This window comes from Pseudomonas sp. 4CAES_32.4 (assembly GCF_058136335.1).
Window position 1 is genome coordinate 5,515,295 of sequence record NZ_CM176882.1, and the last position, 24,705, is coordinate 5,539,999.

The window sequence follows — 24,705 nt, forward strand, 5'->3', positions numbered from 1 at the left end:
AAGCGCTGATCAGCGCTTGAACGCCTTCACTTCAGCTTCACGCAGGCGCGGGGCCAGCTTGTCGAGCACACCGTTGACGAACTTGTGGCCGTCGGTCGAACCGAAGACTTTCGTCAGTTCGATACCTTCGTTGATCACAACGCGGTACGGCACGTCGACGCGCTTGAGCAGTTCCCAGGTGGATAGGCGCAGAACCGCCAGTTCAACCGGGTCCAGCTCTTCAATCGCCAGATCCAGGCAAGGCGACAGGGCGTTGTCGATTTCGGTCTTGAACTGCGGAACCCCGTGGAGGATTTCGCGGAAGTAAGCACCATCGACATCGGTGAAATCGTTATCAACGCGGAACTGCGCTTCGATCTCGTTCAGCGATTGCTTGGCCATGTGCCACTGGTACAGCGCTTGAGTCGCGAGCTGACGGGCTTCGCGACGCTTGACGCTTTTCGAGGGCTTGCCGGCATCCGCAGGTTTCGGATCGCGCGGGTTGAAACGATCGCTATCGTCGGTAATCACTTGGCCTCCAACTGCGCCAGCAGGCTGACCATTTCCAGAGCGGACAGGGCAGCTTCGGCACCTTTGTTACCGGCCTTGGTGCCGGAACGTTCGATGGCTTGCTCGATGGAATCAACGGTCAGGACGCCGAAAGCGACCGGCACGCCGAACTCCATGGACACCTGGGCCAGACCCTTGGTGCATTCGCCGGCCACGTATTCGAAGTGCGGGGTGCCGCCACGAATGACTGCGCCCAGCGCGATGATGGCTGCGAACTCGCCTTTCTGCGCGACTTTCTGCGCAACCAGCGGGATTTCGAAGGCGCCAGGTGCGCGGATGATGGTGATGTCGCTTTCGCTCACGCCGTGGCGAACCAGGGCATCAACTGCACCGCTGACCAGGCTTTCAACCACGAAGCTGTTGAAGCGGCCCACTACCAGAGCGTAGCGGCCTTTAGGGGCGATGAAGGTACCTTCGATGGTCTTCAGGGTCATTCGTCAGATCTCTTAAAGAGCCGGGACGCGTCTGCTACGCGTCCCTCAGTGATTTATTTGCCGCGAATCGGAGTCCGGAAACGACCGGTCATTATTCGGAGGGCACGTATTCTACAACTTCCAGATCGAAACCGGATATCGCATTAAATTTCATTGGCGCCGACATCAGGCGCATTTTGCGCACACCGAGGTCACGCAGGATCTGCGAACCGGCACCGACGATGCTGTAGGTGGTCGGTTTTTTCGGTGCTGGCTGATCACCGGTTTCACGGATGTGCGCCAGCAGCACGTCGCCGTCGAGCGGGTGACCGAGCAACAGCACCACACCGCTGCCGGCCTCGGCAACCGCAGCCATGGCGGCACGCAGGCTCCAGCGGCCCGGTTGTTTGACCATCAACAGGTCGCGCAGCGGATCCATGTTGTGCACGCGAACCAGCGTTGGCTCATCAGCGCAAACAGTGCCCAGGGTCAGCGCCATGTGCACATCGCCTTCCACCGAATCACGATAGGTCACCAGGTTGAATTGGCCCAGTTCGCTGTCCAGTGGCTGCTCGGCAATCCGCTGAACGGTACGTTCGTGGATCATCCGGTAGTGAATCAGGTCGGCGATGGTGCCGATCTTGATGTTGTGTTCAGCGGCGAACGCTTCCAGTTCGGCGCGACGGGACATGGTGCCGTCGTCGTTCATCACTTCGCAGATCACGCCGCTCGGTTCGAAACCGGCCATGCGCGCGAGGTCGCAGGCGGCTTCGGTGTGACCGGCGCGAGCGAGGGTGCCGCCGGCCTGAGCCATCAGCGGGAAGATGTGGCCCGGGCTGACGATGTCTTCAGCCTTGGCATCTTTGGCCGCCGCCGCTTGTACGGTGCGCGCACGGTCGGCAGCGGAGATGCCAGTGGTCACGCCTTCGGCCGCTTCGATCGAGACAGTGAACTTGGTGCCGAAACCGGAACCGTTGCGCGGCGCCATCAGTGGCAGCTTCAACAGTTCGCAGCGCTCGCGGCTCATCGGCATGCAGATCAGGCCACGGGCGTGCTTGGCCATGAAGTTGATGTGTTCGGCCTGGCAGCATTCGGCGGCCATGATCAGGTCGCCTTCGTTCTCGCGGTCTTCGTCATCCATGAGGATGACCATCTTGCCTTGGCGGATGTCTTCAACCAGTTCTTCGATGCTATTGAGCGCCACAAGGCACCCCCCTTCTTTCGAAATTTAGAGCTTCAGGATTTGAGGTAGCCGTTTTGGGCCAGAAAGCTTTCGGTGATGGTGCCGCCGGATGCCGACTCTGCGGCTTTGTCGCCCAAAAGCAGACGTTCCAGATAACGCGCCAGCAAATCGACTTCCAGATTCACCCGGCGACCTGGCTTGTACGACGCCATGATGGTTTCGCTCAGCGTGTGCGGAATGATCGTCAGCATGAACTCGGCGCCATCGACTTCGTTCACGGTCAGGCTGGTGCCGTCGACGGTGATCGAGCCTTTATGGGCGATGTACTTGGCCAGTTCCTTCGGCGCGCGGATGCGAAATTCCACGGCGCGAGCATTGTCGCTGCGCGAGACGATTTCGCCGACGCCGTCGACGTGGCCGCTGACCAGATGCCCGCCGAGACGAGTGGTCGGGGTCAGGGCTTTTTCCAGATTGACCGGGCTGCCGCTTTTCAGATCATTCATGGCGGTGCAGTCGAGGGTTTCGCGGCTGACGTCGGCAGCGAAGCCGTCGCCCGGCAGCTCAACCGCCGTCAGGCAGACGCCGTTGACCGCGATGCTGTCGCCGAGTTTGACGTCGCTCAGGTCGAGCTTGCCGGTGGCAACATGCACCCGCACATCACCGCCCTTTGGGGTCAGTGCGCGGATACTGCCGATGGATTCGATGATGCCGGTAAACATGGGGTTCTCCTTGAGAACTAAGCCAGCGTAATAACGATGGCCGGGAATTATACGCTCGCCGGTGGCACAGGGATGGCAGTGACTCGCCAGTCATCACCTACCGCACGAATTTCAGTGATTTTCAGCTGCGGGGCATCCTTCATATGGGCCAGCGGCCAGTCCAGCAATGGACGCGCCGTGGAGCCGAGGAACTTGCCGGCGATGAAGATCACGAACTCGTCGACCAGACCGAGCTGAGCAAAAGCGCCGGCCAATCGCGGCCCGGCCTCGACCAGCACCTCGTTGACGCCACGGCCAGCCAGTTCGATCAGCAATTGATGCAGGTCGACCTGACCGTCATCACCCGGCACGATCAGGCATTCCGGGCCGTGGGCGTATTGCTCTTCGATCGCGACACACGTGGCGACCAACGCCGGGCCAGCCTTGAAGAACGGTGCATCGAGCGGCACGCGCAGGCGCCCGTCGATCAGCACGCGCAACGGCGGACGGCTCATGGCCAGCGCGGTTTGCTCGCTGTCCAGACCGAGTTCGTCAGCACGAACAGTCAACCGCGCGCCATCGGCCAGTACGGTGTCAGCACCGGTCAGCACCACGGCGGCCTGAGCGCGCAAACGCTGCACCGCCGACCGCGCAGCCGGGCCGGTAATCCATTGGCTCTCGCCGTTTTCCATTGCCGTGCGCCCGTCGAGGCTCATGGCCAACTTGACCCGCACGAATGGCAAGCCGTGTTCCATGCGCTTCAGAAAACCTTGATTGAGCTTGCGCGCTTCCGCTTCCAGCACACCACTTTCGGTGGCGATGCCGGCATCAGCCAGACGCTGCAAGCCACGCCCGGCGACTTGCGGATTCGGATCACGCATCGCTGCGACCACTCGACCGACACCGGCATTCACCAGTGCATCGGCGCACGGCGGTGTGCGGCCATGGTGGCTGCACGGTTCGAGGGTCACATAAGCGGTCGCGCCTCGGGCGAGTTCACCGGCAGCGCGCAGCGCATGGACTTCAGCGTGCGGTTCGCCGGCGCGTTCATGCCAGCCTTCGCCGACAATCTGCCCGTCGCGTACCACTACGCAGCCAACCCGGGGATTGGGATGGGTGGTGTAGTGGCCTTTGCGCGCCAGTTCCAGCGCGCGGGCCATGAAGTGGGCGTCGAGAATGGCCTGCTCGGCGACGGTGGTCATTCTTTCACCGGTTCGCGGGCGAGGCGGTCGATTTCTTCGCGGAATTCGTTGAGGTCCTGGAAGCGCTTGTACACCGAAGCGAAGCGGATGTAGGCGACTTCATCAAGCTTCTGCAATTCAGCCATGACCAGTTCGCCGACCACGAGAGATTTGACCTCGCGCTCGCCGGTGGCGCGCAGCTTGTGCTTGATGTGAACCAGAGAGGATTCGAGGCGCTCGACGCTTACCGGACGTTTCTCCAGCGCGCGTTGCATGCCGGCGCGGAGTTTTTCTTCGTCGAACGGTTGGCGGCTGCCGTCGGTTTTGATCAGGCGCGGCAACACCAGTTCGGCCGTCTCGAACGTCGTGAAACGCTCGCCGCAGGCCAGGCATTCACGCCGGCGGCGCACCTGTTCGCCCTCGGCGACCAGACGCGAGTCGATGACCTTGGTGTCGTTGGCACCGCAGAAGGGACAGTGCATGGTGGCTGGCAACAAAAAAAGGGAGGGCCATGGTAGCGCATCCCGGTGGCAAGACAAGCCATAGGGTTTGCGGTATACAGAACGGCATGATCGTTTGATCCATGGATTTCATTTTGCTGGAGCATCCAATGCCGTTACGTCCGCTCGTTTTGCTCAGTCTTTTCAGCCTGCTGGTGGCCTGTGGCAGCGATGCGCCCAAGCCTCAGCCACCAACGCCCGGCCCTGCGCCACAACAGGCGCAGAAAAAAGCCAAAGAGGCCGCCGAGCTTGGCCCGCTGCCGGCCTATCAACGCGAGCTGAGCGGCACCCTGCAAGGCGTGCCGGCCGGTGCCGAAGTCGAACTGGCGCTGCTGGTGATCGATGCAAAGGATCGCCCGCAGCAATTGCTCGCCAGTTCCAGTCTGATCGGCAACAACCAGATCCTGCCGTTCCGCCTACGCTTCAACCCCGACGCGTTCCCGGCCGGTGCGCGGGTTGAGTTGCGCGGCCGCGCCAGCCAGTCTGGCCAGTTGATCCTGCATCTGCCGTCGCAGACCATCACCCAGCCGACCACCCAGGCGCTGGGCCAGCTGCAATTTGTCAAAGCACCATGAATGCACCGCTCGACCTGCAACAAACGTTAGGTGAACTGCTTGGCGACGCCAGACTCAAGGTCTGTGCGTTGCCGGATACCGATTTGCGGCTGTGGCTGATCGATGGCGACAACATGGATCGCCAATTCAGTCAGGACGAAATCCAGCGAATTCTGCACGAGCCACCCTATTGGGGCTTCTGCTGGGCCAGCGGTCTGGCGGTGGCGCGCTATCTGGCGGAGTTTCCCGAGTGGGTGCGGGGTAAACGCGTGTTGGATTTCGGTGCCGGTTCGGGGATTGCCGGGATCGCAGCGGTGAAGGCCGGAGCGCTGGAAGTGGTGGCCTGCGATCTCGATCCACTGGCGATTTCCGCGTGCAGGGCGAATGCCGCGCTGAATAATGTCGAGATGAGCTATTCGACGGATTTCTTTGCCGAGGCCGATCGGTTCGATCTGATTCTGGTGGCGGATGTGTTGTATGACCGGGCGAATCTGCCCTTGCTCGATGCGTTTTTAAGCCGTGGGCGAGAAGCGTTGGTGGCGGATTCGCGGGTGCGGGATTTTCGCCATCCGTTGTATGAACGCATTGAAATGCTTGAGGCGATGACATTGCCGGATCTGGCGGAGCCTGAGGAATTTCGGCATGTCAGCCTTTACCATGCGCGGCGCTAGCTAAAAGCTTCGCGGGCAAGCCCGCTCCCACAGTGACCGAGTCGAACCAACATTTCGTATACGACCCAGAACACTGTGGGAGCTGGCTTGCCAGCGATGGCGTGCTGACTAGCGGTACACCTCTCAAATTTGCCCCGCTTCCGGCCACCCCCCGCCAAGCCGTATAGTTGCCCCATCCACGCTTTGACGAGATCCCCCATGAGTGAGCAAACGCCGTACATCTTCGACGCCACGACTGCCGATTTCGACCAGTCGGTGATCGAAGCTTCTTTCAACAAACCGGTGCTGGTGGATTTCTGGGCCGAATGGTGTGCGCCGTGCAAGGCGTTGATGCCGATGTTGCAAGGCATCGCTGAGAGCTATCAGGGCGAGTTGCTGCTGGCCAAGGTCAACTGCGACATCGAGCAGGACATCGTCGCCCGTTTCGGCATTCGCAGCCTGCCGACCGTGGTGCTGTTCAAGGACGGTCAACCGGTCGACGGTTTTGCCGGTGCGCAACCGGAATCCGCCGTGCGCGCCCTGCTTGAGCCGCATGTGCAGATGCCGCCGCCGGCCGCCGCTGATCCGTTCGAACAGGCGCAGGTGTTGTTCGATGACGGACGTTACGCCGATGCCGAAGCGGCGCTGGTGGTGATGCTCAACGAAGACAATACCAATGCCAAGGCGCTGATTCTCTATGCCCGTTGCCTGACTGAACGCGGCGAACTGGGCGAAGCGCAGGCCGTGCTCGACGCGGTCAAAAGCGATGAGCACAAGGCCGCGCTGGCCGGTGCCAAGGCGCAAATTCAGTTCCTCGGCCTGGCGCGTGATCTGCCGGATGCGGCTGACCTGAAAAGCCGTCTGGCGCAGAATCCCCAGGACGATGAAGCGGTGTATCAACTGGCGATCCAGCAACTCGCTCGCCAGCAGTATGAAGCGGCCCTGGATGCACTACTGAAGCTGTTTATCCGCAACCGCAGCTACAGCGAAGGTTTGCCGCACAAGACCTTGCTGCAGGTGTTTGAACTGCTTGGCAACGAGCATCCGCTGGTGACGGTGTACCGCCGCAAAATGTTTGCGGCGCTTTATTAAGATCAAAAGATCGCAGCCTGCGGCAGCTCCTACACGGGATCGTTCACCGCGCATTTTGCGGATGAACGCTGAACCTGTAGGAGCTGCCGCAGGCTGCGATCTTTAGCGGCTCACTCGATCCAGCTGTAGAGCGGCGTATCCCCGCCGCTCACTACTTTCACGTCCGAGCTATGGCGCAGGCGCACCAGCAAGCGCTTGCCCGCCACCGCGCTGCCGGTCAGCCCTTCAAGCTGATCGAGCAGATCCGGCCCGCTGAGTTGCCCGGCCTTGCGCAACAAATCCTTCGCCACCTGCCACAACGCATCGTCCTGATTCAGCGGTTTCGCCGCTGGCGCCGACGCGGCGACCTCAGGTTGGGCAATCGGTGCCTGCGCATTCAGCGCCGAACCGAGCTTCCCCCAATCGCTGTCATCCAGTTCCACTGTCAAATCCACCGGCATGGCGCCGACGGTTCCGCGTATCCGCAACATTGAGTTCGCTCCTGCACATTTCTGACCTGCATGCTCCCACGGGACTTGTGCAACGCCAAGCGCACGGGCAAACTCTGCGGACTTTCGTTATAAGATTACATAACAAACTCTTCACTTTACTTCCCGGAGACCACCATGCGTCGTCTGCTGCTCGCTTTGCCGTTTGCCCTGTTGCCGCTGGCCATCGCCCATGCCGCCGAGGAGCATGACCACGATCACGACCATGAACACGGCAGCCTCGGCGCGCATGAACACGGCGTCGGTCGCCTGAACGCAGCGCTGGACGGCCAGACCCTGGAGCTGGAGCTGGAAAGCCCGGCGATGAACCTGGTCGGCTTCGAACACGCCGCGACCAGCGATGCTGACAAGGCCAAGGTCGCCGCTGCCCGCGCGCAACTGGAAAACCCGCTGGTGCTGTTCAGCCTGCCAGCGGCGGCAGGTTGCAAGGTCGCCCGCCAGGAACTGGAGAGCCCGCTGTTCGGCGACAAACCGGATGCCGACGATCATGACGACGATGAAGCCGACAAGGACGGCCACGAGCATCACCACGATCACAGCGAAATCCACGCGCACTACCAATTCACCTGCGCCACCCCGGGTGCGCTGAAGACCCTGGATCTGGCGAACGTCTTCAAGACCTTCCCGGCCACGCAGAAAATTCAGGTACAACTGATCAGCGCCAGCGGCCAGCAAGGTACCGAAGTGACGGCCAAGGCTGCTGCCCTGAAATTCTGATTCCACCGAAAAGTCCCGGTGATCCATCGCGATCCAATGTAGGAGCTGCCGAAGGCTGCGATCTTTTGCCTTCCAAGAAGATCAAAAGATCGCAGCCTTCGGCAGCTCCTACAGGGGTTCTGTGTTCATCTTATGAAACTGGTGCCATGACCCAAGCACTCATCGAACTGTCCGACCTGGGCTTCAGCTGGCCCGGTCACCCGCCGCTGCTGAACATCCCGGCGTTTCGCCTTGAAGCGGGTGAAACCCTGTTCCTCAAAGGCCCCAGCGGCAGCGGCAAGACCACCCTGCTCGGATTGCTCGGCGGTGTGCAGAAACCTGATCGCGGCAGCATTCGCCTGCTCGGCCAGGAACTCACCGAACTCTCCGCCGGCGCCCGCGACACCTTTCGCGTCGACCACACTGGCTACATCTTTCAGCAGTTCAACCTGCTGCCGTTTCTCTCGGTGCGCGAGAACGTTGAGCTGCCCTGCCACTTTTCCAAACTGCGCGCAGAACGGGCGAAACAGCGCCACGGCAGCGTCGATCAAGCCGCCGCCACCCTGCTCGCCCACTTGGGTTTGAAGGATGAAAGCATTCTCAGCCGTCGTGCTGATTCGCTGTCCATCGGCCAACAGCAACGGGTCGCCGCTGCCCGCGCCTTGATCGGCCAGCCTGAGCTGGTGATCGCCGACGAACCGACTTCGGCCCTCGACTACGACGCCCGGGAAAACTTCATCCGCCTGCTTTTCGCTGAATGTCGCGAAGCCGGTTCCAGCCTGTTGTTCGTCAGCCACGACCAGAGCCTGGCGCCGCTGTTCGACCGTCACCTGTCCCTGGCCGAGCTCAATCGCGCCGCCACGTCTGCCGAGGTCTGAGATGTATCTGTTTCGTCTGGCCATGGCCAGCCTGGCCAACCGCCGCTTTACCGCCCTGCTCACTGCCTTCGCCATCGCTTTGTCGGTGTGTCTGTTGCTCGCCGTTGAACGGGTGCGCACCGAGGCCAAAGCCAGTTTTGCCAGCACCATCAGCGGCACTGACCTGATCGTCGGCGCCCGTTCGGGTTCGGTAAACCTGCTGCTGTACTCGGTGTTCCGCATCGGCAACGCCACCAACAACATCCGCTGGGACAGCTTCGAACACTTCGCCAACAACCCGAAAGTGAAGTGGGCGATCCCGATGTCGCTCGGCGATTCGCATCGCGGCTACCGGGTGATGGGCACCACCGAAGCGTATTTCGAGCATTACCAGTACGGTCGCCAGCAACATCTGGCACTCGCCGACGGTCGAGCGTTTGCCACCGACCCGTTTGAGGTAGTGCTCGGCGCGGAAGTGGCCGATGCGCTGCATTACAAACTCGGCGACAAACTGGTGCTGGCCCACGGCGTGGCGGCGATCAGTCTGGTCAAACACGACGACAAGCCGTTTACCGTGGTCGGCATTCTCAAGCGCACCGGCACCCCGGTCGATCGCACGTTGCACATCAGCCTCGGCGGCATGGAGGCGATTCACATCGACTGGCACAACGGCGTGCCGGCGCGGGGCAACGGGCGGATCACGGCGGATCAGGCACGCAACATGGACCTGACGCCGCAAGCGATCACCGCGTTCATGCTCGGCCTCAACAGCAAGATTTCCACGTTTGCACTGCAACGCGAGATCAACGAATTCCGGGGCGAACCGATGCTGGCGATCCTGCCGGGCGTGGCGTTGCAGGAGTTGTGGAGCCTGATGAGTACCGCCGAAAAGGCGCTGTTCGTAGTGTCGCTGTTCGTGGTGCTGACCGGATTGATCGGCATGCTCACGGCGATTCTCACCAGCCTCAACGAACGTCGCCGCGAGATGGCGATTCTGCGTTCGGTTGGCGCGCGGCCGTGGCACATTGCGAGTCTGCTGGTGCTGGAAGCTTTTGCACTGGCGTTGACCGGAGTGATCGCCGGACTGGCATTGCTCTACATCGGCATCGCCGCCGCGCAAGGTTACGTGCAGGCCAATTACGGTTTGTACCTGCCGCTGGCGTGGCCGAGCGAGTATGAATGGACGCTGCTCGGTGGCATTCTGGCGGCCGCGCTGCTGATGGGCAGCGTGCCGGCCTGGCGTGCGTATCGCCAATCTTTGGCCGATGGCCTGTCGATCCGTTTATGAGGATGTTCACCATGCCCCGCGCCTTGCTTGCGCTGCTGTTGCTGGTCGCCCTGCCCGTGTGGGCGGCGGCGCCGAAAGACCTGACCTGGTCGGAAATGATCCCGCCGGACGCCGCGCCAGAAGTGCCGAACATGACCCCACTGCACGATCTGTCGAAGATGGGCGACGCGTTGTCTGCCGAGTCTGCGCCAGCAGCCAAACAGGACATGCCGAATGCGCCGGTGGTGCAGGCGCTCGACGGTCAGACCATTCGCCTGCCGGGCTATATCGTGCCGCTGGAAGTCAACGAAGAGGGGCGCACCACTGACTTCCTGCTGGTGCCGTATTTCGGCGCGTGCATCCATGTGCCGCCACCGCCGTCGAACCAGATCGTGCATGTCAAAAGCGAGTTGGGCGTGAAGCTTGATGAGTTGTATCAGCCGTACTGGGTCGAGGGGCCGTTGCAGGTCAAGGCATCGAGCAGCGAGCTGGCGGATGCCGGGTATCAGATGGATGCCGACAAGATTTATGTGTATGAGCTGCCGGAGTAAATCCCGGTAGTTTTGTGCCATCTGTAAGGACCCCATCGCTGGCAAGCCAGCTCCCACAGTGTATGAGTCGTTCACAAATTTTGTGATCACCAACAAAACCTGTGGGAGCTGGCTTGCCAGCGATGAGGCCCGCAAAGGCTCCGCAAAAGTCCGCCCCTTCACTGTTTCATTGAGCTGAGTCAAAAGACCGTATCAGTTGGCTTCGTACCATAGGACATCAGAAACTTTTAACGTCCTTTGGAGCCCCCATGAACAAGTCCTTGCTCAGCGCTTCGCTGTTTGCCCTCGCGCTCGCAGCCCCGCTCGCCCACGCCCACGAGGCCGGTGACATCCTCATCCGCGCCGGTGCAATCACCGTCAACCCGAAGGCCGACAGTTCCAGCGTCAAGGTCGATCAGGGTCCGTTGAGCGGCACCAATCTGGGCGGCAAGGCGACCATGAGCAGCGACACCCAACTGGGTCTGAACTTCGCCTACATGCTCACCAATCACGTCGGCATCGAACTGCTCGCGGCCACGCCATTCGAGCATGACGTCAAGCTCAAGGGCACTGCCCTACCTGCGGCCAACGGCAAGCTCGGCACCCTGAAGCACTTGCCGCCAACCCTCAGCGTCGTCTACTACCCGCTGGATTCGAAGTCGGCATTCCAGCCGTATGTCGGCGGCGGCATCAACTACACCTGGATCTACGACGAGCACGTCGGCAGCGAAGCGCAGACTGCAGGCTTCAGCAACTTCAAGGCGAAAAACTCTTGGGGTCTGGCCTGGCAGGTCGGTGCGGACTACATGCTGACCGACAACATCATGCTCAACGCCCAAGTGCGCTACATCGACATCGATACCCGCGCCACTGTCGAAAACAACGCCGTCGCACCAGGCACCCGCGCACGGGTGAACGTGGATGTCGATCCGTTCATCTACATGGTCGGTCTGGGCTATAAGTTCTAAGCTGATTTTTACCGAATGTTCACGTGGTGGTGAATGAGGCTTGGTGGTGAGCAGGCTTAGAACTGACGGAGACCGTACGCAGTTGATCGGGGGACAACGTCCCCTCGCCACAGGAATGGCGACAAATTCCGGCCGTGAAAAAGGCGCCTGTCAAAGGGCGCCTTTTTCATGTCCGTGAAACGCTTATTTGCCGAGCAACCGCGCCAGGCCGACGCTCATCGGCGTCTGCGCTGGCAGCTTGAAGCGTTCCAGCAGCCGCTTGTTGTTGGCCCGCGAATGGCGGATGTCACCGGAACGCGCCGGGCCGTAGCTGACCGGTGGCAACTCACCCATGACCGTTTGCAGCGCCGCGAGCATTTGCTTGAGGTTCATCGACTCGTTCCAGCCGACGTTCACCGCGCCCGCTTCCACTTCAGGGTTCTCGATGGCCTGCACCAGCACATCGACCAGATCTTCGACATAGAGAAAATCCCGCGTCTGCTCGCCGTCACCAAACACGGTGATCGGCAGGCCTTTCTGTGCGCGCTCGCTGAAAATACTGATGACCCCGGAGTACGGCGAGGACGGATCCTGACGTGGGCCGAAGATGTTGAAGAAACGGAAGATCGCCGGTTCCAGACCGTGCTGGCGACGATAGAAATCGAAGTAGTGCTCACCGGCCAGTTTGTCCGAGGCATACGGCGTCAGCGGTTGTTTCGGCGTGTCTTCGTCGATGGACTGGCCTTCACCGTTGTTGCCGTATACCGCCGCGCTGGAGGCGTACAACACGCGTTTGACCCCAGCCTGACGCATCGCTTCGCAGACATTCAGCGTGCCGATGAAATTGCTCTGGTGGGTTTTTACCGGATCATCCACCGAGGCCTGTACCGAAGCGACGGCGGCCAAGTGCGCCACGGCGCTGCAACCCTGCATCGCTTGAGCGACCAGCGCGGCATCGGCGACATCGCCAACAATCAGCTCGACCCTGGGATTGTCCAGGGGCAGATTGGCGCGTTTGCCGGTCGACAGGTCATCGAGGATCCGCACCGAATGGCCCTTGGCAAGCAAGGCGTCGGTCAGGTGCGAGCCAATGAAACCGGCGCCGCCGGTGATTAAAACAGGGCCTTCAGCCATGGCGATAAAACCTATCCAGTAAAGCCGGGAGCGCGGCACGCCAGGCGCGCGGCTTGATCCCGAAAGTGTGCAGAATTTTCTTGCAGGCCAGCACGGCGTGTTGCGGCTCTTCGGCGGCGTCCGGACGCGCGGCGTGAGCCTGTGCGGTCGGCGCTTCGATGGACAGGGCGTGCAGGCTGCGCGCTTCGGTCAGAATCGCCTGACCCAGCGCCAGCGGCGTGGTCGCTTCGTGGCCGGCGTAGTGATAGGTGCCCCACAGCGGCGCGGCGCAATCGAGTTGCTTGAGCACCGAAATGATCACCCGTGCAGCGTCGTCGACCGGGGTCGGATTGCCACGGCGATCGTCGGCCAGGAGCAATTCTTCCGGCTGCTCGGCGCGGGCGAGAAAACGCCCGAGAGTGCCGTCGGCGCTATCATCGAGCAGCCAGCCGAAACGCAGCAACACGTGCTGCGGGCAGGTCGCGCGAACGCTCTGTTCGATGCGCCACAAGGCCTGACCGCGCAGGCCCAGCGGCACCGGTTCGTCTTTTTCGCTGTAAGCAGTCGCACGCGAGCCGTCGAACACCCGATAACTGGAGGGCTGCACGAGGACAATGTTGTGGTGCTGGCACAGTTCGGCCAGGCGCTCGATCGCACGCTCTTGCCCGGCCATCCGCGTATCGCTGACGGCCTCGGCCTGGAACCAGTCGAAATAGTAGGCGAGGTTGATCAACGCATCGGGACGGGTGTCGTCGAGCAATTGGGTCAGGCTCGCGGCATCCCAGCCGTTTTCGGGCGGGCGGGGGGCGAGGAAACCGATGTCTTCCTCTGCACCGAGGCGAATCAGCGCCTGCCCAAGGGCATTTCCGCCGCCCAGTAACATAAGGCGCATTCGCATAGAGTCAGCAGGCCCAGTCTGGTTGGAACGATGGCTTGAGCGACAGATCTTGTGGAAGCGTCGCCGATAATTGCCGGAATCGTTGCATTTTGCGGGTTTAGTGCGCAACCGTCATCCGTAAAGTGTTCATCCCAAGGATTTGTGCTGTGGCATCTGGCCCCATCGCTGGCAAGCCAGCTCCCACAAGGATTGCGATTGTTCACCGAATTTGTAATCAGCGCTGAACCCTGTGGGAGCTGGCTTGCCAGCGATGAGGCCTAGTCAGACAGCGGAGATCCTGAGCGGTACTTGCATCTTCCCCCCTGCGCCCGCATAACTTACCCCATGAATCTGCCCCTTCCCGCCGACAGCGCTCTGGCAGGCTTTCACCCCGCCGTCAGCGCCTGGTTCAGCAAAACCTTCCCGGCGGTCACCGCCGCCCAGGCCCGCGCATGGCCGTTGATCCGCCAGCGCCGCTCGACGCTGATCGCCGCGCCCACCGGCTCGGGCAAAACCCTCACCGCGTTCCTCGCCGTACTCGACGACCTCGTCCACCGCGGCTTGGAAAACCCCGACGGCTTGCCCGACGAAACCCTGGTGGTCTACGTCTCGCCGCTCAAAGCTCTGTCCAACGACATCCGCATCAACCTGCAAAACCCATTGGCCGGGATCACTGAACAACTTCGTCAGATGCACCTGCCGGAAGTACACATCACTACCGCCGTGCGCACCGGCGACACCCCGCAAAAAGACCGCGCGGCCATGCGCAAAACCGCGCCGCACATTCTGGTGACCACGCCGGAATCGCTTTACGTCCTGCTCGGCTCCGAATCCGGGCGAAACATGCTCGGCACCACGCGCACGGTGATCATCGACGAAATCCACGCGATGGCCGCCGACAAACGCGGTAGCCACTTGGCCCTGAGCCTTGAACGCCTGCAAGCCTTGTGCGCCGAACCGCTGACCCGCATCGGCCTGTCCGCCACCCAGAAACCGGTGGAAGCCGTGGCGCAATTCCTCGTCGGCCATGACCGCCCCTGCGAAATCATCGACATTGGCCACGCGCGGCCACGGGATCTCGGCATCGAAGTACCGCCCGTGCCGTTGTCGGCCGTCATGGCCAACGACGTTTGGGAGTTGGTCTACGATCGCCTCGCCGAACTGGCCCGCGAGCACCGCACCACACTGATTTTCGTCAATACCCGGCGCCTGGCCGAACGCCTGAGCCGTCACCTCAGCGACCGCCTCGGCAAGCACGCGGTGGCGGCGCATCACGGCAGCCTGGCCAAGGAGTTTCGCCTCGACGCCGAGCAACGCCTCAAGCGCGGCGAGTTGCAGGTATTGATCGCCACGGCTTCTTTGGAGTTGGGCATCGATATCGGCGAAGTCGATCTGGTCTGTCAGATCGCCTCGCCGCGCTCCATTGCCGGGTTTCTGCAACGAGTTGGACGCTCCGGGCACCAGGTCGGTGGCACACCCAAGGGACGACTGTTCGCCACCACCCGCGACGACCTGATCGAATGCGCCTCCCTGCTCGACTGCGTGCGCCGGGGTGAACTCGATACCCTGCACATTCCCGTCGCGCCGCTGGATGTGCTTGCGCAGCAGATCATCGCCGAGGTCAGTTGTCAGGAATGGCCGGAGGACGATTTGCTGGCGATGTTCCGCCAAGCGTCGCCCTATCGCGACCTCGACGAAAAACACTATCAGGCGCTGCTGAGCATGCTCGCCGAAGGCTACAACGGTCGTCAGGGCATCCGCAGCGCCTACCTGCACCGCGACGCCGTCAGCCGCACCTTGCGTGGCCGGCGTGGTGCGAAACTCGCAGCCGTGACCAGCGGCGGCACCATCCCCGACAACGCCGATTACAGCGTGATGCTTGAGCCGCAAGGCCTGAACATCGGCAGCGTCAACGAAGACTTCGCCGTAGAAAGCATTGCCGGCGATGTGTTCCAGCTCGGCAATACGTCTTACCGCATCCTGCGCGTGGAAACCGGCAAGGTGCGCGTCGAGGATGCCCACGGCCAGCCGCCGACCATTCCGTTCTGGCTCGGCGAAGCGCCGGGGCGCAGCGATGAACTGTCGGCGGCGGTGGCACGCCTGCAAGCGCAGCTCGACGAGCTGCTCGGCGCCAGCCGCGGAGACTTGCAACCGGCGCTCGGCTGGCTGACGCAAACCCTCGGCCTTAACCTCGCCAGCGCCGAGCAATTGGTCGAATACCTCGCCCGCGCCCGGCAAACCCTCGGCGCCCTGCCCTCGCAAGATACTTTGCTGATGGAGCGGTTTTTCGACGAGTCCGGCGGCACCCAACTGATCATCCATTCGCCGTTCGGCAGTCGCATCAACCGCGCCTGGGGTCTGGCCCTGCGCAAGCGGTTCTGCCGCACCTTCAATTTCGAATTGCAGGCGGCGGCCAGCGAAGACGCGATCGTCCTGTCGCTGTCCACCAGCCACAGTTTTGAACTCGACGAAATCTGGCGCTACCTGCACAGCAACAGCGCCGAGCACATCCTGATTCAAGCGGTACTCGATGCGCCGCTGTTCGGCGTGCGTTGGCGCTGGAATGCCGGCGTGGCGCTGGCGCTGCCGCGCTTTACCGGCGGGCGCAAAGTCGCGCCGCAGTTGCAGCGGATGAAAAGCGAAGACCTGATTGCCAGCGTGTTTCCCGACCAGATCGCCTGCCTGGAAAACCTCGCTGGCGAGCGCGAAATCCCCGAACATCCATTGATCGAGCAAACCCTCGACGACTGCCTGCACGAAGCGATGGACAGCGAAGGCTGGCTCAATCTGCTGCGGCGCATGGAGCGTGGCGAGGTGCGTTTGATCAGCCGCGATTTACCGGCGCCCTCGCCGCTCGCGGCAGAAATTCTCAGCGCGCGGCCGTACACCTTTCTCGACGATGCACCGCTGGAAGAACGCCGCACCCAAGCAGTGATCAACCGGCGCTGGAGCGATCCGCAATCGACCGATGACCTCGGCGCGCTGGATGCAGATGCGATAAACGCCGTGCGTGAAGAAGCTTGGCCGACGCCGAACGCCGTGGATGAAATGCACGAGGCATTGATGAGCCTGGCGTGCATCAGCGAGGCTGAAGTGCAGGCGAACGAAGGCTGGCAGGATTGGCTGAAAACCTTGGCCAGCAGTGGGCGCGCCTGTCGTTTGCAGGTCGATACGGAGCATGGCTTGTGGCTGGCTCGCGAACGCCTGACCTGTCTGCGAGCACTTTATCCACAGGCCCAATTGCAACCCGAGTTGGAGGCATTGCCGGGATTCGCTGAGGCCTGGACGTTGGACGAGGCATTGGTCGAAGTGATCCGCGCACGCCTCGGTGCGTTCGGCCCGTTGCCTTTACCTGCCATCGCCGAACCGCTGGCGCTGCCGGCCATCCAAGTCAATCAAGCCTTGGCGCAACTGGAGCGCGAAGGCTATGTGCTGCGCGGTCAGTTCACGCCGAAACTGAACATCGAGGAGTGGTGCGAACGCCATCTGCTCGCGCGCATTCATCGCTACACGGTCAAGCGTCTGCGCCGGGAAATCGAACCGGTGGCTTTGCAGGATTTCATGCGGTTTCTGTTCGACTGGCAGCATCTATCGCCCGCAACGCGCGGTCAGGGCAATGCGGTGTTGCCGGCGATTGTCGGCCAGTTCGAAGGCTACGCGGCGGCGGCTTCGGCGTGGGACAGCGACATTCTCCCGGCGCGCCTCAAGGATTATTCGCCGAGCTGGCTGGATGAGCTGTGCCGCAACGGCAAACTGGTGTGGACGCGCCTCAGTGCCCGGCAAAAAATCAGCGGTACGGCGTTGCGCAGCACGCCGATTGTGTTGCTGCCGCGCAGTCAGGTTGGCTTGTGGAGTGCGCTGGCCGAACAGACGCCCGTGAGCGAACTGTCGCCGAAAACCCAGAAGGTGTATGAAGCCCTCAGCCAACACGGCGCACTGTTTTTCGATGAGCTGATCCACGAAGCGCATCTGCTGCGCACCGAACTGGAAATCGCCTTGCAGGAACTGGTCGGCGCCGGGCTGGTGAATGCCGACAGCTTCGCTGGCCTGCGCGCGCTGATCACCCCGGCAAGCAAGCGCCAGCAGCGCAGCAGTCGGCGTGGACGCGGCGCATTTGTTGGCGGCATGGACGATGCCGGGCGCTGGGCGTTACTGCGGCGCGGGGCAGCCGTGGATAACAGCGAGACGCTGGAACACGTCGCCATGACCTTGTTGCGCCGCTATGGCGTGGTGTTCTGGCGTTTGCTGGAGCGCGAGGCGGATTGGTTGCCGAGCTGGCGGGAATTGCTGCGCACGTTTCATCGGCTGGAAGCGCGCGGCGAAATTCGTGGCGGGCGGTTTGTCAGTGGCCTGGCGGGGGAACAGTTTGCCTTGCCTGAGGCGATTCCACTGTTGCGCGAAGTGCGACGGCGGCCGCATGACGGCAGTCTGGTTGCGGTGTGCGGAGTTGATCCGCTGAATCTGGCCGGGACGTTGTTGCCGGGGGTGAAAGTGCCGGCGCTGGTAAGTAATCGGCTGGTGTATCGCGATGGGTTGCCGGCGGCGGCAGAGATTGCCGGTAAGCAGCAGTTCTGGCTGGAGCTGGATCAGATCGATATGGAGCAGGTGCGCAGCAAGCTGATCCGGCATTGATGTCGGCTGTTCTGGCCTCATCGCTGGCAAGCCAGCTCCCACAGTGATTTGGGGTGTGCCTTCTATTCCAGCATCACCCAAAACCCTGTGGGAGCTGGCTTGCCAGCGATGAGGCCGGAAGTCCCACTTCAGGAATTCACCCTAGGTCCGCGACTCCTGCGGCACCTCAGTCGCAACCACCTCTCCCTCGTGCACCTGCCGCTTCGGCAACAAAACCTGCTGTGGATAAGTCTGCGCGAAATGCACCACCGGGCTGTTATCCACAAGCTTCTTCAAGCGCTGGTTGAAAGCCCGGCTCACCGCATACTGCCCACCCGACACCGTGCGGAACTGCGCCGTCAGCACCACGCCGTTCAAGTCCATCCTGTCCACGCCAAACACATCCAGCGGCCCTTGCAGGTTGTACTTGAGAAACGGGTCTTCGCGGATCGAATCGCCGGTCTCGCGGATCAGCTCGATGGCCTTGTCGACATCCGTGTCATAGCTGAACTGCACCGAGAAGAACGCAAAGGCAAACTGCCGCGATTGGTTGGTCACCGCTTTAATCTGGCCGAACGGTACCGAGTGCACAAAACCTTTGCCGTCACGCAGACGCAGGGTGCGAATGGTCAGCCCTTCGACCGTGCCGGCATGCCCGGAATCGAGCACCACCCAATCGCCAATCGACAGCGTGTCTTCGATGATGATGAACAGCCCGGTGATCACGTCCTGCACCAGTTGCTGCGAACCGAAACCGATGGCCAGACCGACCACCCCGGCACCGGCCAGCAGTGGCGCGACGTTGATGCCGAGGTTGGCCATGGTGGTGATCGCGCAGATCACCACAAGGATGATTTTGATCGCGTTGCGCAGCAGCGGCAGGATGGTTTTCACCCGCGTACTCGGCTGACGCGCGCCGCGCTTGCTCACGGGTGGTTTCAACGCTTCCTGAATCGCCGTGTCGAGCACCACCCACAACAACCACGTCACCAGGAAGATCAGACCGATGCGGCTCAACGCATCACTGATCGCCCGGCCGACCGTGCTGCTCTGGGCGAAATCGAGCAGCGACACGCCCCAGATCCGCCCAAGGATATCGATGAAAGCAACCGCGATGACGATTCGCAGCAAGGCGTGCAACAGGCTGAGAAAGCGTTCCTTGTAGGCGCTGCTGCGCTGGATCGCTTCGGCTTTTCGCGACTTGAACAAGTGCTGCAGGATCGTGCTGAGGAACACCGTGCCGATCAGCAACACGGTGGTGAACAAAGCACAGCGCAGGGCCTTTTGATTGTCTTCGCCGATGCCGATCAAACTCACCACCGACACCAGCACCATCAACACAATCGGCCAGTACCACAGCCCGGAAAAGATCCGCAGCGACTCCTGCAAGGATGGTTGTTTCAGCCGCTGGCTCAGCGAACGGTTGCGAATCAGATGGGCCACCGGACGGCGCAGGCGAATCACCAATAATCCGAAAATCACCGAGGCAATCAGCCCAGTGAACACCGCGACGCTGCTGGTGATATTGCCGCCCAGTTGGCGGGCGATCTGCGGGCTGGTCAGGGCATCGCTGAGGGCCGCGAGGAAGCCGATCAGGAACAGCGGTCGTGGGCAGTAATGACGGATGATTCGCGCCGCCGGACGTTTATGGCCGACGTTGAACATCACCACCACGCACAAAAATATCGACGTGGAAAAAATGCCGCTGCTGGTGGCGTAGGCCAGACACAGCGCCAGCGCACGTCCGACCGAAGCTTGCAGAAAGTGGCTGACGTAAAGCGTCAGCGGCAGGCAGATCAGCGCCGGCACGGTGTACGGCAGCAAGTAGCCGATAAGGTCCTGGCTGCGCTGGCGGGTGCGCAACCAGCGACCTTCGCGTAGGCGTTTGGCCAACAGACTGCCGAGCACGGTGAGCAGGGCGAAACTGCCGAGCCAGGCGCCAGACAGCGTGAGGAAATCCCCGGCAACGCTCCAGCCCGAGCGGTTCGACGGCTGGTTGACCAGTTTGTCGACCTCATTGGCCGCGCGGTCGGCACGCAGGCGCCAGGCATCGACCAGATGTTCGTTGATATCGAGTTTGTCTTGTACGTCGTCGATGCTCGAACTGATCGCACCGAGCAGTCCACCCTGCACCAGCGGCTCGGGTTTGGCCGGTTCTTCGGCGGCGGCCGGCACACCCGGCAGTGCGGCGGCCTCCAGTTCGTTGGCGCCTAGAAACAGCAGTGCTCCCAGCAGAATGGCGATCCTGAACTTGAACAAAACTCCGATCTCCCGTGGTTGAACCTGTAAGGAACTGATCGATATTTGTGCGGCAAGTTCAAGAGCCCCGCCATTGGCAGTGATCGTCCCAGCGCTATCGCCAGCAGGGCTGGCTCCCACACGGGTTGAGCAAGTGCTCAGCAGCACGTACCGTCCGTAACGCCATCGAAACTTTCCCGATCCGCCCGCAGTCATCAAAAGATACCGGCAACACGAGGACTTTCGACGGGAGGGCGATATGGCGACGATTCACATCGGTATTTCCGGCTGGCGCTACGCACCGTGGCGGGGGGATTTCTATCCCAAGGGACTGGCGCAAAAGCGCGAATTGCAGTTTGCGTCGAGGGCGGTCAACAGCATCGAAATCAATGGATCGTTCTACGCCCTGCAACGACCTGAACGTTATGCACAGTGGTACGCCGAAACACCTGACGACTTCATCTTCAGCGTCAAGGCGCCGCGCTTCATCACCCACATCCGCCGCTTGCGCGACATTGAAAAACCGCTGGCGAATTTCTTTGCTTCCGGGATCCTGGAACTCAAGGAAAAACTCGGGCCGATCCTTTGGCAATTCCCGCCGAACTTCAAATTCGAGCCTGAGCGCTTTGAGCATTTCCTCGCTCTATTGCCCCACGACACCGAAGCGGCCGCTGCCCTCGCCCATCAACACGATGGCCACCTGCACGGCCACGCGAGCATGAAAGCCTGGCGCAAAAAACCGCTGCGCCATGCCGTGGAGATCCGCAATGACAGCTTCCTTGATCCCGATTTCGTGCGGCTGTTGAAGCGCTACAACACCGCACTGGTCATCGCCGACACCGCCAACAAATGGCCGTACCGCGAAGACCTCACCAGCGACTTCGTCTATCTGCGCCTGCACGGTGCCGAAGAGCTTTATGCCAGCGGCTACACGGCGCCAGCCCTGAAGCGTTGGGCCGAGCGCATCGACGCCTGGCATCACGGCGAACAACCGAAAGATGCCCACCTGATCGCGCCACGCTTGAAGCCGCGCCCACGCAAATCCCGCGAAGTGTTCTGCTATTTCGACAACGACATCAAAGTCCGCGCGCCCTACGACGCCCGCGATCTGCTGCAGCGTTTCGAACTGGATAAAGACCTCTCGACCGCCCCCGGCAAACCCGCTGCGCAAGGAGTGCTGGCATGAGCATTTCAGAACCGGTCGGTTTCACTGATGAGGGCTCGGTGGTCGCGCCGACGGTGCGCACCTTCACTGTGCTGACGGTCAACACCCACAAGGGTTTCACCGCGCTTAATCGGCGCTTCATCCTCCCGGAATTGCGCGAAGCGGTGCGCAGCGTCGCCGCCGACGTGGTGTTCCTGCAGGAAGTTCACGGCACCCACGAGCATCATCCCAAGCGCTACAGCAATTGGCCGACGATGCCGCAGTATGAGTTCCTCGCCGACAGCCTCTGGCCGCAGTTCGCTTACGGCCGCAACGCGGTGTACCCGGAGGGCGATCACGGCAATGCCCTGCTGTCGAAATTCCAGATCATCCGCCACGACAACCTCGATGTGTCGATCAGCGGCCACGAGAACCGTGGCCTGTTGCATTGCGTGCTGCGCCTGCCCGGTGACGGTACGGAAATCCACGCAATCTGCGTGCATCTGGGCCTGCGCGAAAGCCATCGCAACGCACAGTTGAAACTGCTTGGCGAACGCCTTGCCGAGTTGCCTGACGACGCGCCAGTGATCGTCGCTGGCGACTTCAACGACTGGCGCCAACGCGCCGATGCGCTGCTCAAACCTTGCGGTTTGCGCGAAGTGTTCGCCGAACAGCACGGCAAACCGGCGCGCAGTTTCCCCGCACGTTTGCCGACCCTGCGCCTCGACCGCATCTACGTGCGCAACCTTAAAGCCAGCCAGCCGAAAGTCCTCGCCAACCGGCCCTGGTCTCACCTTTCCGACCACGCACCGTTATCGGTGGAGATCGAACTATGAACAGCGCGCCGCTGGAGAAATCCGCCGTGGAACCGATAGCCATTACCCCGCCGATACGCGAGCCCGGCCAAGTCGATGTCGAATATCGCTGGCAGGGCAACAACCATGTGCAATTGCTGGAGAACGGCGAGGAGTATTTCCCGCGCGTATTTGAAGCCATGCGCGCGGCGAAAAGTGAAATCCTCCTGGAGACCTTCATCGTCTTCGAAGACAAGGTCGGCGCCGAACTGCAGGAGATTCTGATTGATGCGGCGAAGCGCGGCGTGCGCACCACCGTCAGCCTCGACGGCTTTGGCTGCGGCGAGCTGACCACCGGCTATCTCAGCGCGCTGAGTGCGGCCGGGGTGCATTTGCAGATCTTCGATCCGGCACCCAAGCGTCTCGGCATCCGCACCAACTGGTTTCGCCGCTTGCATCGCAAAATCGTCGTGGTCGATGGCATGGTCGCGTTCATCGGTGGAATCAATTTTTCCGGCGATCATCTGGCTGATTTCGGCCCTGAGGCCAAGCAGGATTATTCGGTGGAAGTTCAGGGCCCGGCAGTGGCCGACATCCACCATTTCGCCCTGCTGCAAAGTGGTCGCCCGGGCCGCGCGCGGTTCTGGTGGCAGCGCCGCCGCCAGCGTCGCGCCGAAATGGCCTTCGACGATCATGACGGTCAAGTACGTCTGGTGTTCCGTGATAACGACCAGCACAGCACCGATATCGAGGACGTTTATCTGCAAGTGCTGCGCCGCGCTAAACGCCGGGTGGTGATCGCCAACGCCTACTTCTTCCCCGGTTATCGATTGCTGCGCGAGATGCGCAATGCCGCACGCCGTGGTGTCGATGTGCGGCTGATCCTGCAAGGTCAGCCAGACATGCTGGTGGCCAAACTCGCGGCGCGCATGACCTACGATTATTTGCTCAAGGCTGGCGTGCAAATCCACGAATATTGCCAGCGTCCGTTGCACGGCAAAGTCGCGCTGGTCGACGAGGAATGGAGCACCGTCGGTTCGAGCAACCTCGACCCGTTGAGCTTGTCGCTGAACCTGGAAGCCAACGTGCTGATCCGCGACCGCGCCTTCAATCAGCACTTGTTCGAGCGCCTAGAAGATCTCAGCCAGAATCATTGCAAAGCCATGGATGCGAGCAAGTCGCCACGCGGGCGGATCTGGCACATGACCGTGGGGTTTCTGGTGTTTCACTTTCTCCGGCATTTCCCGGCGATGGCCGGTTGGCTGCCGGCGCACAAACCGCGACTCAAGCCGTTTCGAGGTGACGCATCATGAGCCATTCCGAAGCGCATTCGAGCGCACATTCGGCACCTGCGACGCACTCGAAATGGAGCCGCTGGAAACGTCCGCTGACGTTGCTGTTTTTCCTCGCATTGATCGTGTTGCTGACGATGTTCGCCACGCGCATCGAATGGAAAGAAGTGCTGGAAACCCTCGCCGACTTCAAAGTGCGCACGCTGATCATCGCTGCCAGTCTGACGTTGTTGAGCTTTCTGGTGTACGCCAGTTTCGACCTGATCGGGCGCACTTACATTCGTCAGGATCTGACCTGGAAACAGATCCTGCCGGTGGGGATCATCAGCTACGCATTTAACTTGAACCTGAGCGCGTGGGTCGGCGGGATTGCCATGCGCTATCGGCTGTATTCGCGGCTGGGCGTCAGCAAAAGCAACATCGCCAAGATCCTCGGCCTGAGCCTGGCGACCAATTGGTTTGGCTACATGACCATCGCCGGCGTGGTGTTCAGCAGCGGTCTGGTGACCATGCCACCGGGGTGGAAAGTCAGCACCACTGCCCTGCAAGGCATCGGCGTTTTACTGCTGCTGATCAGCGCTGGTTATCTGGCGGCGTGTCAGTTTTCCAAGCGCCGCGAATGGTCGATTCGCGGCGTGGAAATCAATCTGCCGTCGCTGCGTATGGCGGTGTTGCAACTGTTGCTGGGCGCATTGAACTGGTCGTTGATGGCGGCGGTGATTTTCACTTTGCTGCCGAGCAAGCTCGATTATCCATTGGTGTTGGGGGTTTTGTTGATCAGTGCGATTGCCGGGGTCATTACCCACATTCCGGCGGGGCTTGGGGTGCTGGAAGCGGTGTTTGTCGCGCTGCTGCAGCATGAGGCATCACGGGGCAGCCTGGTGGCGGGGTTGCTGGCGTATCGGGCGATTTATTTTCTGTTGCCGTTGTTGATCACGGTGGTGATGTATCTGGTGGTGGAGGCCAAGGCGAAGGCGCTGCGGATCGAGAAGAAACCCTCTTGAGCATTGCGGTGTGGCGGATGCCGCCAT

General features: G+C 61.4%; 23 protein-coding genes. 13 read left to right on the forward strand and 10 right to left on the reverse strand.

From position 1 onward, the window contains the following. Positions 1-9: 9 nt before the first annotated feature. The 6 genes from nusB to nrdR form a co-directional block, all read right to left on the reverse strand. A complete protein-coding gene (nusB, locus tag AC3Y64_RS24835; RefSeq protein ID WP_489985580.1) occupies positions 10-510 on the reverse strand; it encodes a transcription antitermination factor NusB in 501 nt (166 codons plus the stop codon). Next, complete coding sequence (ribH, locus tag AC3Y64_RS24840; RefSeq protein WP_003228649.1) at positions 507-983, reverse strand: 6,7-dimethyl-8-ribityllumazine synthase; 477 nt, start codon at positions 981-983, stop codon at positions 507-509. Before ribH ends, nusB begins: the two co-directional genes overlap by 4 nt. A 91-nt stretch (positions 984-1,074) precedes the next feature. Continuing rightward, positions 1,075-2,166 (reverse strand): bifunctional 3,4-dihydroxy-2-butanone-4-phosphate synthase/GTP cyclohydrolase II, encoded by a 1,092-nt coding sequence (gene ribBA / locus AC3Y64_RS24845; RefSeq protein ID WP_489985581.1) that lies wholly within the window; start codon positions 2,164-2,166, stop codon positions 1,075-1,077. Between the two features lie 32 nt (positions 2,167-2,198). Then, the gene (locus tag AC3Y64_RS24850) at positions 2,199-2,864 is read right to left on the reverse strand and encodes a riboflavin synthase (protein ID WP_158956857.1); all 666 of its coding nucleotides are present in this window, start codon (positions 2,862-2,864) and stop codon (positions 2,199-2,201) included. 47 nt (positions 2,865-2,911) lie between these two features. Further along, positions 2,912-4,045 (reverse strand): bifunctional diaminohydroxyphosphoribosylaminopyrimidine deaminase/5-amino-6-(5-phosphoribosylamino)uracil reductase RibD, encoded by a 1,134-nt coding sequence (ribD, locus tag AC3Y64_RS24855; protein ID WP_489985582.1) that lies wholly within the window; start codon positions 4,043-4,045, stop codon positions 2,912-2,914. Then, positions 4,042-4,506, reverse strand: a complete 465-nt coding sequence (gene nrdR / locus AC3Y64_RS24860) for a transcriptional regulator NrdR (RefSeq protein ID WP_007910946.1) — start codon at positions 4,504-4,506, stop codon at positions 4,042-4,044. Before nrdR ends, ribD begins: the two co-directional genes overlap by 4 nt. Before the next feature lie 128 nt (positions 4,507-4,634). Between nrdR and AC3Y64_RS24865 the strand changes: the two genes are divergently transcribed. The 3 genes from AC3Y64_RS24865 to trxA all read left to right on the forward strand — a co-directional run bounded on the left by AC3Y64_RS24865 (position 4,635) and on the right by trxA (position 6,820). Further along, positions 4,635-5,099: a YbaY family lipoprotein gene (locus AC3Y64_RS24865; RefSeq protein WP_158956861.1), complete on the forward strand. Its 465-nt coding sequence runs from the start codon at positions 4,635-4,637 to the stop codon at positions 5,097-5,099. Continuing rightward, a complete protein-coding gene (locus AC3Y64_RS24870; protein ID WP_489985583.1) occupies positions 5,096-5,749 on the forward strand; it encodes a class I SAM-dependent methyltransferase in 654 nt (217 codons plus the stop codon). The genes AC3Y64_RS24865 and AC3Y64_RS24870 overlap by 4 nt, the downstream gene beginning before the upstream one ends. Positions 5,750-5,947: 198 nt before the next feature. Next, a complete protein-coding gene (trxA, locus tag AC3Y64_RS24875; protein WP_489985584.1) occupies positions 5,948-6,820 on the forward strand; it encodes a thioredoxin in 873 nt (290 codons plus the stop codon). 110 nt (positions 6,821-6,930) lie between these two features. Here trxA and AC3Y64_RS24880 read toward each other — a convergent pair whose 3' ends face one another. Further along, on the reverse strand, positions 6,931-7,290 hold the full coding sequence (locus tag AC3Y64_RS24880; RefSeq protein ID WP_489985585.1) for a hypothetical protein: 360 nt from the start codon (positions 7,288-7,290) through the stop codon (positions 6,931-6,933). Positions 7,291-7,425: 135 nt separating this feature from the next. On the opposite strand from AC3Y64_RS24880, the gene AC3Y64_RS24885 reads away from it, so the two are divergent. The 5 genes from AC3Y64_RS24885 to AC3Y64_RS24905 all read left to right on the forward strand — a co-directional run bounded on the left by AC3Y64_RS24885 (position 7,426) and on the right by AC3Y64_RS24905 (position 11,626). After that, the gene (locus AC3Y64_RS24885; RefSeq protein WP_489985586.1) at positions 7,426-8,025 is read left to right on the forward strand and encodes a DUF2796 domain-containing protein; all 600 of its coding nucleotides are present in this window, start codon (positions 7,426-7,428) and stop codon (positions 8,023-8,025) included. 146 nt (positions 8,026-8,171) lie between these two features. Then, positions 8,172-8,882 (forward strand): ABC transporter ATP-binding protein, encoded by a 711-nt coding sequence (locus tag AC3Y64_RS24890; RefSeq protein ID WP_489985587.1) that lies wholly within the window; start codon positions 8,172-8,174, stop codon positions 8,880-8,882. A gap of 1 nt (position 8,883) precedes the next feature. After that, positions 8,884-10,149 (forward strand): ABC transporter permease, encoded by a 1,266-nt coding sequence (locus tag AC3Y64_RS24895; protein ID WP_158959674.1) that lies wholly within the window; start codon positions 8,884-8,886, stop codon positions 10,147-10,149. 11 nt (positions 10,150-10,160) lie between these two features. Then, complete coding sequence (locus AC3Y64_RS24900; protein ID WP_489985588.1) at positions 10,161-10,679, forward strand: DUF3299 domain-containing protein; 519 nt, start codon at positions 10,161-10,163, stop codon at positions 10,677-10,679. A gap of 248 nt (positions 10,680-10,927) precedes the next feature. Next, entirely contained in the window at positions 10,928-11,626 is a 699-nt protein-coding gene (locus AC3Y64_RS24905; RefSeq protein ID WP_150648543.1) for an OmpW/AlkL family protein, read from the forward strand. Positions 11,627-11,809: 183 nt separating this feature from the next. On the opposite strand, the gene AC3Y64_RS24910 is transcribed toward AC3Y64_RS24905, so the two are convergent. Beyond that, complete coding sequence (locus tag AC3Y64_RS24910) at positions 11,810-12,739, reverse strand: NAD-dependent epimerase/dehydratase family protein (protein WP_489985589.1); 930 nt, start codon at positions 12,737-12,739, stop codon at positions 11,810-11,812. Further along, positions 12,732-13,616, reverse strand: a complete 885-nt coding sequence (locus AC3Y64_RS24915) for a sugar nucleotide-binding protein (RefSeq protein ID WP_489985590.1) — start codon at positions 13,614-13,616, stop codon at positions 12,732-12,734. Before AC3Y64_RS24915 ends, AC3Y64_RS24910 begins: the two co-directional genes overlap by 8 nt. Positions 13,617-13,940: 324 nt before the next feature. Between AC3Y64_RS24915 and AC3Y64_RS24920 the strand changes: the two genes are divergently transcribed. Further along, the gene (locus AC3Y64_RS24920; protein WP_489985591.1) at positions 13,941-18,227 is read left to right on the forward strand and encodes a DEAD/DEAH box helicase; all 4,287 of its coding nucleotides are present in this window, start codon (positions 13,941-13,943) and stop codon (positions 18,225-18,227) included. 141 nt (positions 18,228-18,368) lie between these two features. On the opposite strand, the gene AC3Y64_RS24925 is transcribed toward AC3Y64_RS24920, so the two are convergent. Then, positions 18,369-20,465, reverse strand: a complete 2,097-nt coding sequence (locus AC3Y64_RS24925) for a mechanosensitive ion channel domain-containing protein (RefSeq protein ID WP_489985592.1) — start codon at positions 20,463-20,465, stop codon at positions 18,369-18,371. A 238-nt stretch (positions 20,466-20,703) separates the two neighbouring features. On the opposite strand from AC3Y64_RS24925, the gene AC3Y64_RS24930 reads away from it, so the two are divergent. From AC3Y64_RS24930 to AC3Y64_RS24945, 4 genes are read left to right on the forward strand one after another with little or no spacing between them, the layout of a single operon-like run. Then, positions 20,704-21,630, forward strand: coding sequence for a DUF72 domain-containing protein (locus AC3Y64_RS24930; RefSeq protein WP_489985593.1), 927 nt, complete (start codon positions 20,704-20,706; stop codon positions 21,628-21,630). Next, entirely contained in the window at positions 21,627-22,424 is a 798-nt protein-coding gene (locus AC3Y64_RS24935; protein ID WP_489985594.1) for an endonuclease/exonuclease/phosphatase family protein, read from the forward strand. The genes AC3Y64_RS24930 and AC3Y64_RS24935 overlap by 4 nt, the downstream gene beginning before the upstream one ends. After that, complete coding sequence (clsB, locus tag AC3Y64_RS24940) at positions 22,421-23,695, forward strand: cardiolipin synthase ClsB (protein ID WP_489985595.1); 1,275 nt, start codon at positions 22,421-22,423, stop codon at positions 23,693-23,695. The genes AC3Y64_RS24935 and clsB overlap by 4 nt, the downstream gene beginning before the upstream one ends. Beyond that, positions 23,692-24,678, forward strand: coding sequence for a lysylphosphatidylglycerol synthase domain-containing protein (locus AC3Y64_RS24945; protein WP_489985596.1), 987 nt, complete (start codon positions 23,692-23,694; stop codon positions 24,676-24,678). Before clsB ends, AC3Y64_RS24945 begins: the two co-directional genes overlap by 4 nt. The last annotated feature ends 27 nt before the right edge of the window (positions 24,679-24,705 follow it).

Excerpts from the sequence above, each read along its gene's own strand:
- ribH (WP_003228649.1), bottom strand. The coding sequence starts at position 983 with ATGACCCTGAAGACCATCGAAGGTACCTTCATCGCCCCTAAAGGCCGC.
- AC3Y64_RS24850 (WP_158956857.1), bottom strand. The coding sequence starts at position 2,864 with ATGTTTACCGGCATCATCGAATCCATCGGCAGTATCCGCGCACTGACC.
- ribD (WP_489985582.1), bottom strand. The coding sequence starts at position 4,045 with ATGACCACCGTCGCCGAGCAGGCCATTCTCGACGCCCACTTCATGGCC.
- nrdR (WP_007910946.1), bottom strand. The coding sequence starts at position 4,506 with ATGCACTGTCCCTTCTGCGGTGCCAACGACACCAAGGTCATCGACTCG.
- AC3Y64_RS24865 (WP_158956861.1), top strand. The coding sequence starts at position 4,635 with ATGCCGTTACGTCCGCTCGTTTTGCTCAGTCTTTTCAGCCTGCTGGTG.
- AC3Y64_RS24870 (WP_489985583.1), top strand. The coding sequence starts at position 5,096 with ATGAATGCACCGCTCGACCTGCAACAAACGTTAGGTGAACTGCTTGGC.
- trxA (WP_489985584.1), top strand. The coding sequence starts at position 5,948 with ATGAGTGAGCAAACGCCGTACATCTTCGACGCCACGACTGCCGATTTC.
- AC3Y64_RS24880 (WP_489985585.1), bottom strand. The coding sequence starts at position 7,290 with ATGTTGCGGATACGCGGAACCGTCGGCGCCATGCCGGTGGATTTGACA.
- AC3Y64_RS24885 (WP_489985586.1), top strand. The coding sequence starts at position 7,426 with ATGCGTCGTCTGCTGCTCGCTTTGCCGTTTGCCCTGTTGCCGCTGGCC.
- AC3Y64_RS24890 (WP_489985587.1), top strand. The coding sequence starts at position 8,172 with ATGACCCAAGCACTCATCGAACTGTCCGACCTGGGCTTCAGCTGGCCC.
- AC3Y64_RS24895 (WP_158959674.1), top strand. The coding sequence starts at position 8,884 with ATGTATCTGTTTCGTCTGGCCATGGCCAGCCTGGCCAACCGCCGCTTT.
- AC3Y64_RS24900 (WP_489985588.1), top strand. The coding sequence starts at position 10,161 with ATGCCCCGCGCCTTGCTTGCGCTGCTGTTGCTGGTCGCCCTGCCCGTG.
- AC3Y64_RS24905 (WP_150648543.1), top strand. The coding sequence starts at position 10,928 with ATGAACAAGTCCTTGCTCAGCGCTTCGCTGTTTGCCCTCGCGCTCGCA.
- AC3Y64_RS24910 (WP_489985589.1), bottom strand. The coding sequence starts at position 12,739 with ATGGCTGAAGGCCCTGTTTTAATCACCGGCGGCGCCGGTTTCATTGGC.
- AC3Y64_RS24915 (WP_489985590.1), bottom strand. The coding sequence starts at position 13,616 with ATGCGAATGCGCCTTATGTTACTGGGCGGCGGAAATGCCCTTGGGCAG.
- AC3Y64_RS24920 (WP_489985591.1), top strand. The coding sequence starts at position 13,941 with ATGAATCTGCCCCTTCCCGCCGACAGCGCTCTGGCAGGCTTTCACCCC.
- AC3Y64_RS24930 (WP_489985593.1), top strand. The coding sequence starts at position 20,704 with ATGGCGACGATTCACATCGGTATTTCCGGCTGGCGCTACGCACCGTGG.
- AC3Y64_RS24935 (WP_489985594.1), top strand. The coding sequence starts at position 21,627 with ATGAGCATTTCAGAACCGGTCGGTTTCACTGATGAGGGCTCGGTGGTC.
- clsB (WP_489985595.1), top strand. The coding sequence starts at position 22,421 with ATGAACAGCGCGCCGCTGGAGAAATCCGCCGTGGAACCGATAGCCATT.
- AC3Y64_RS24945 (WP_489985596.1), top strand. The coding sequence starts at position 23,692 with ATGAGCCATTCCGAAGCGCATTCGAGCGCACATTCGGCACCTGCGACG.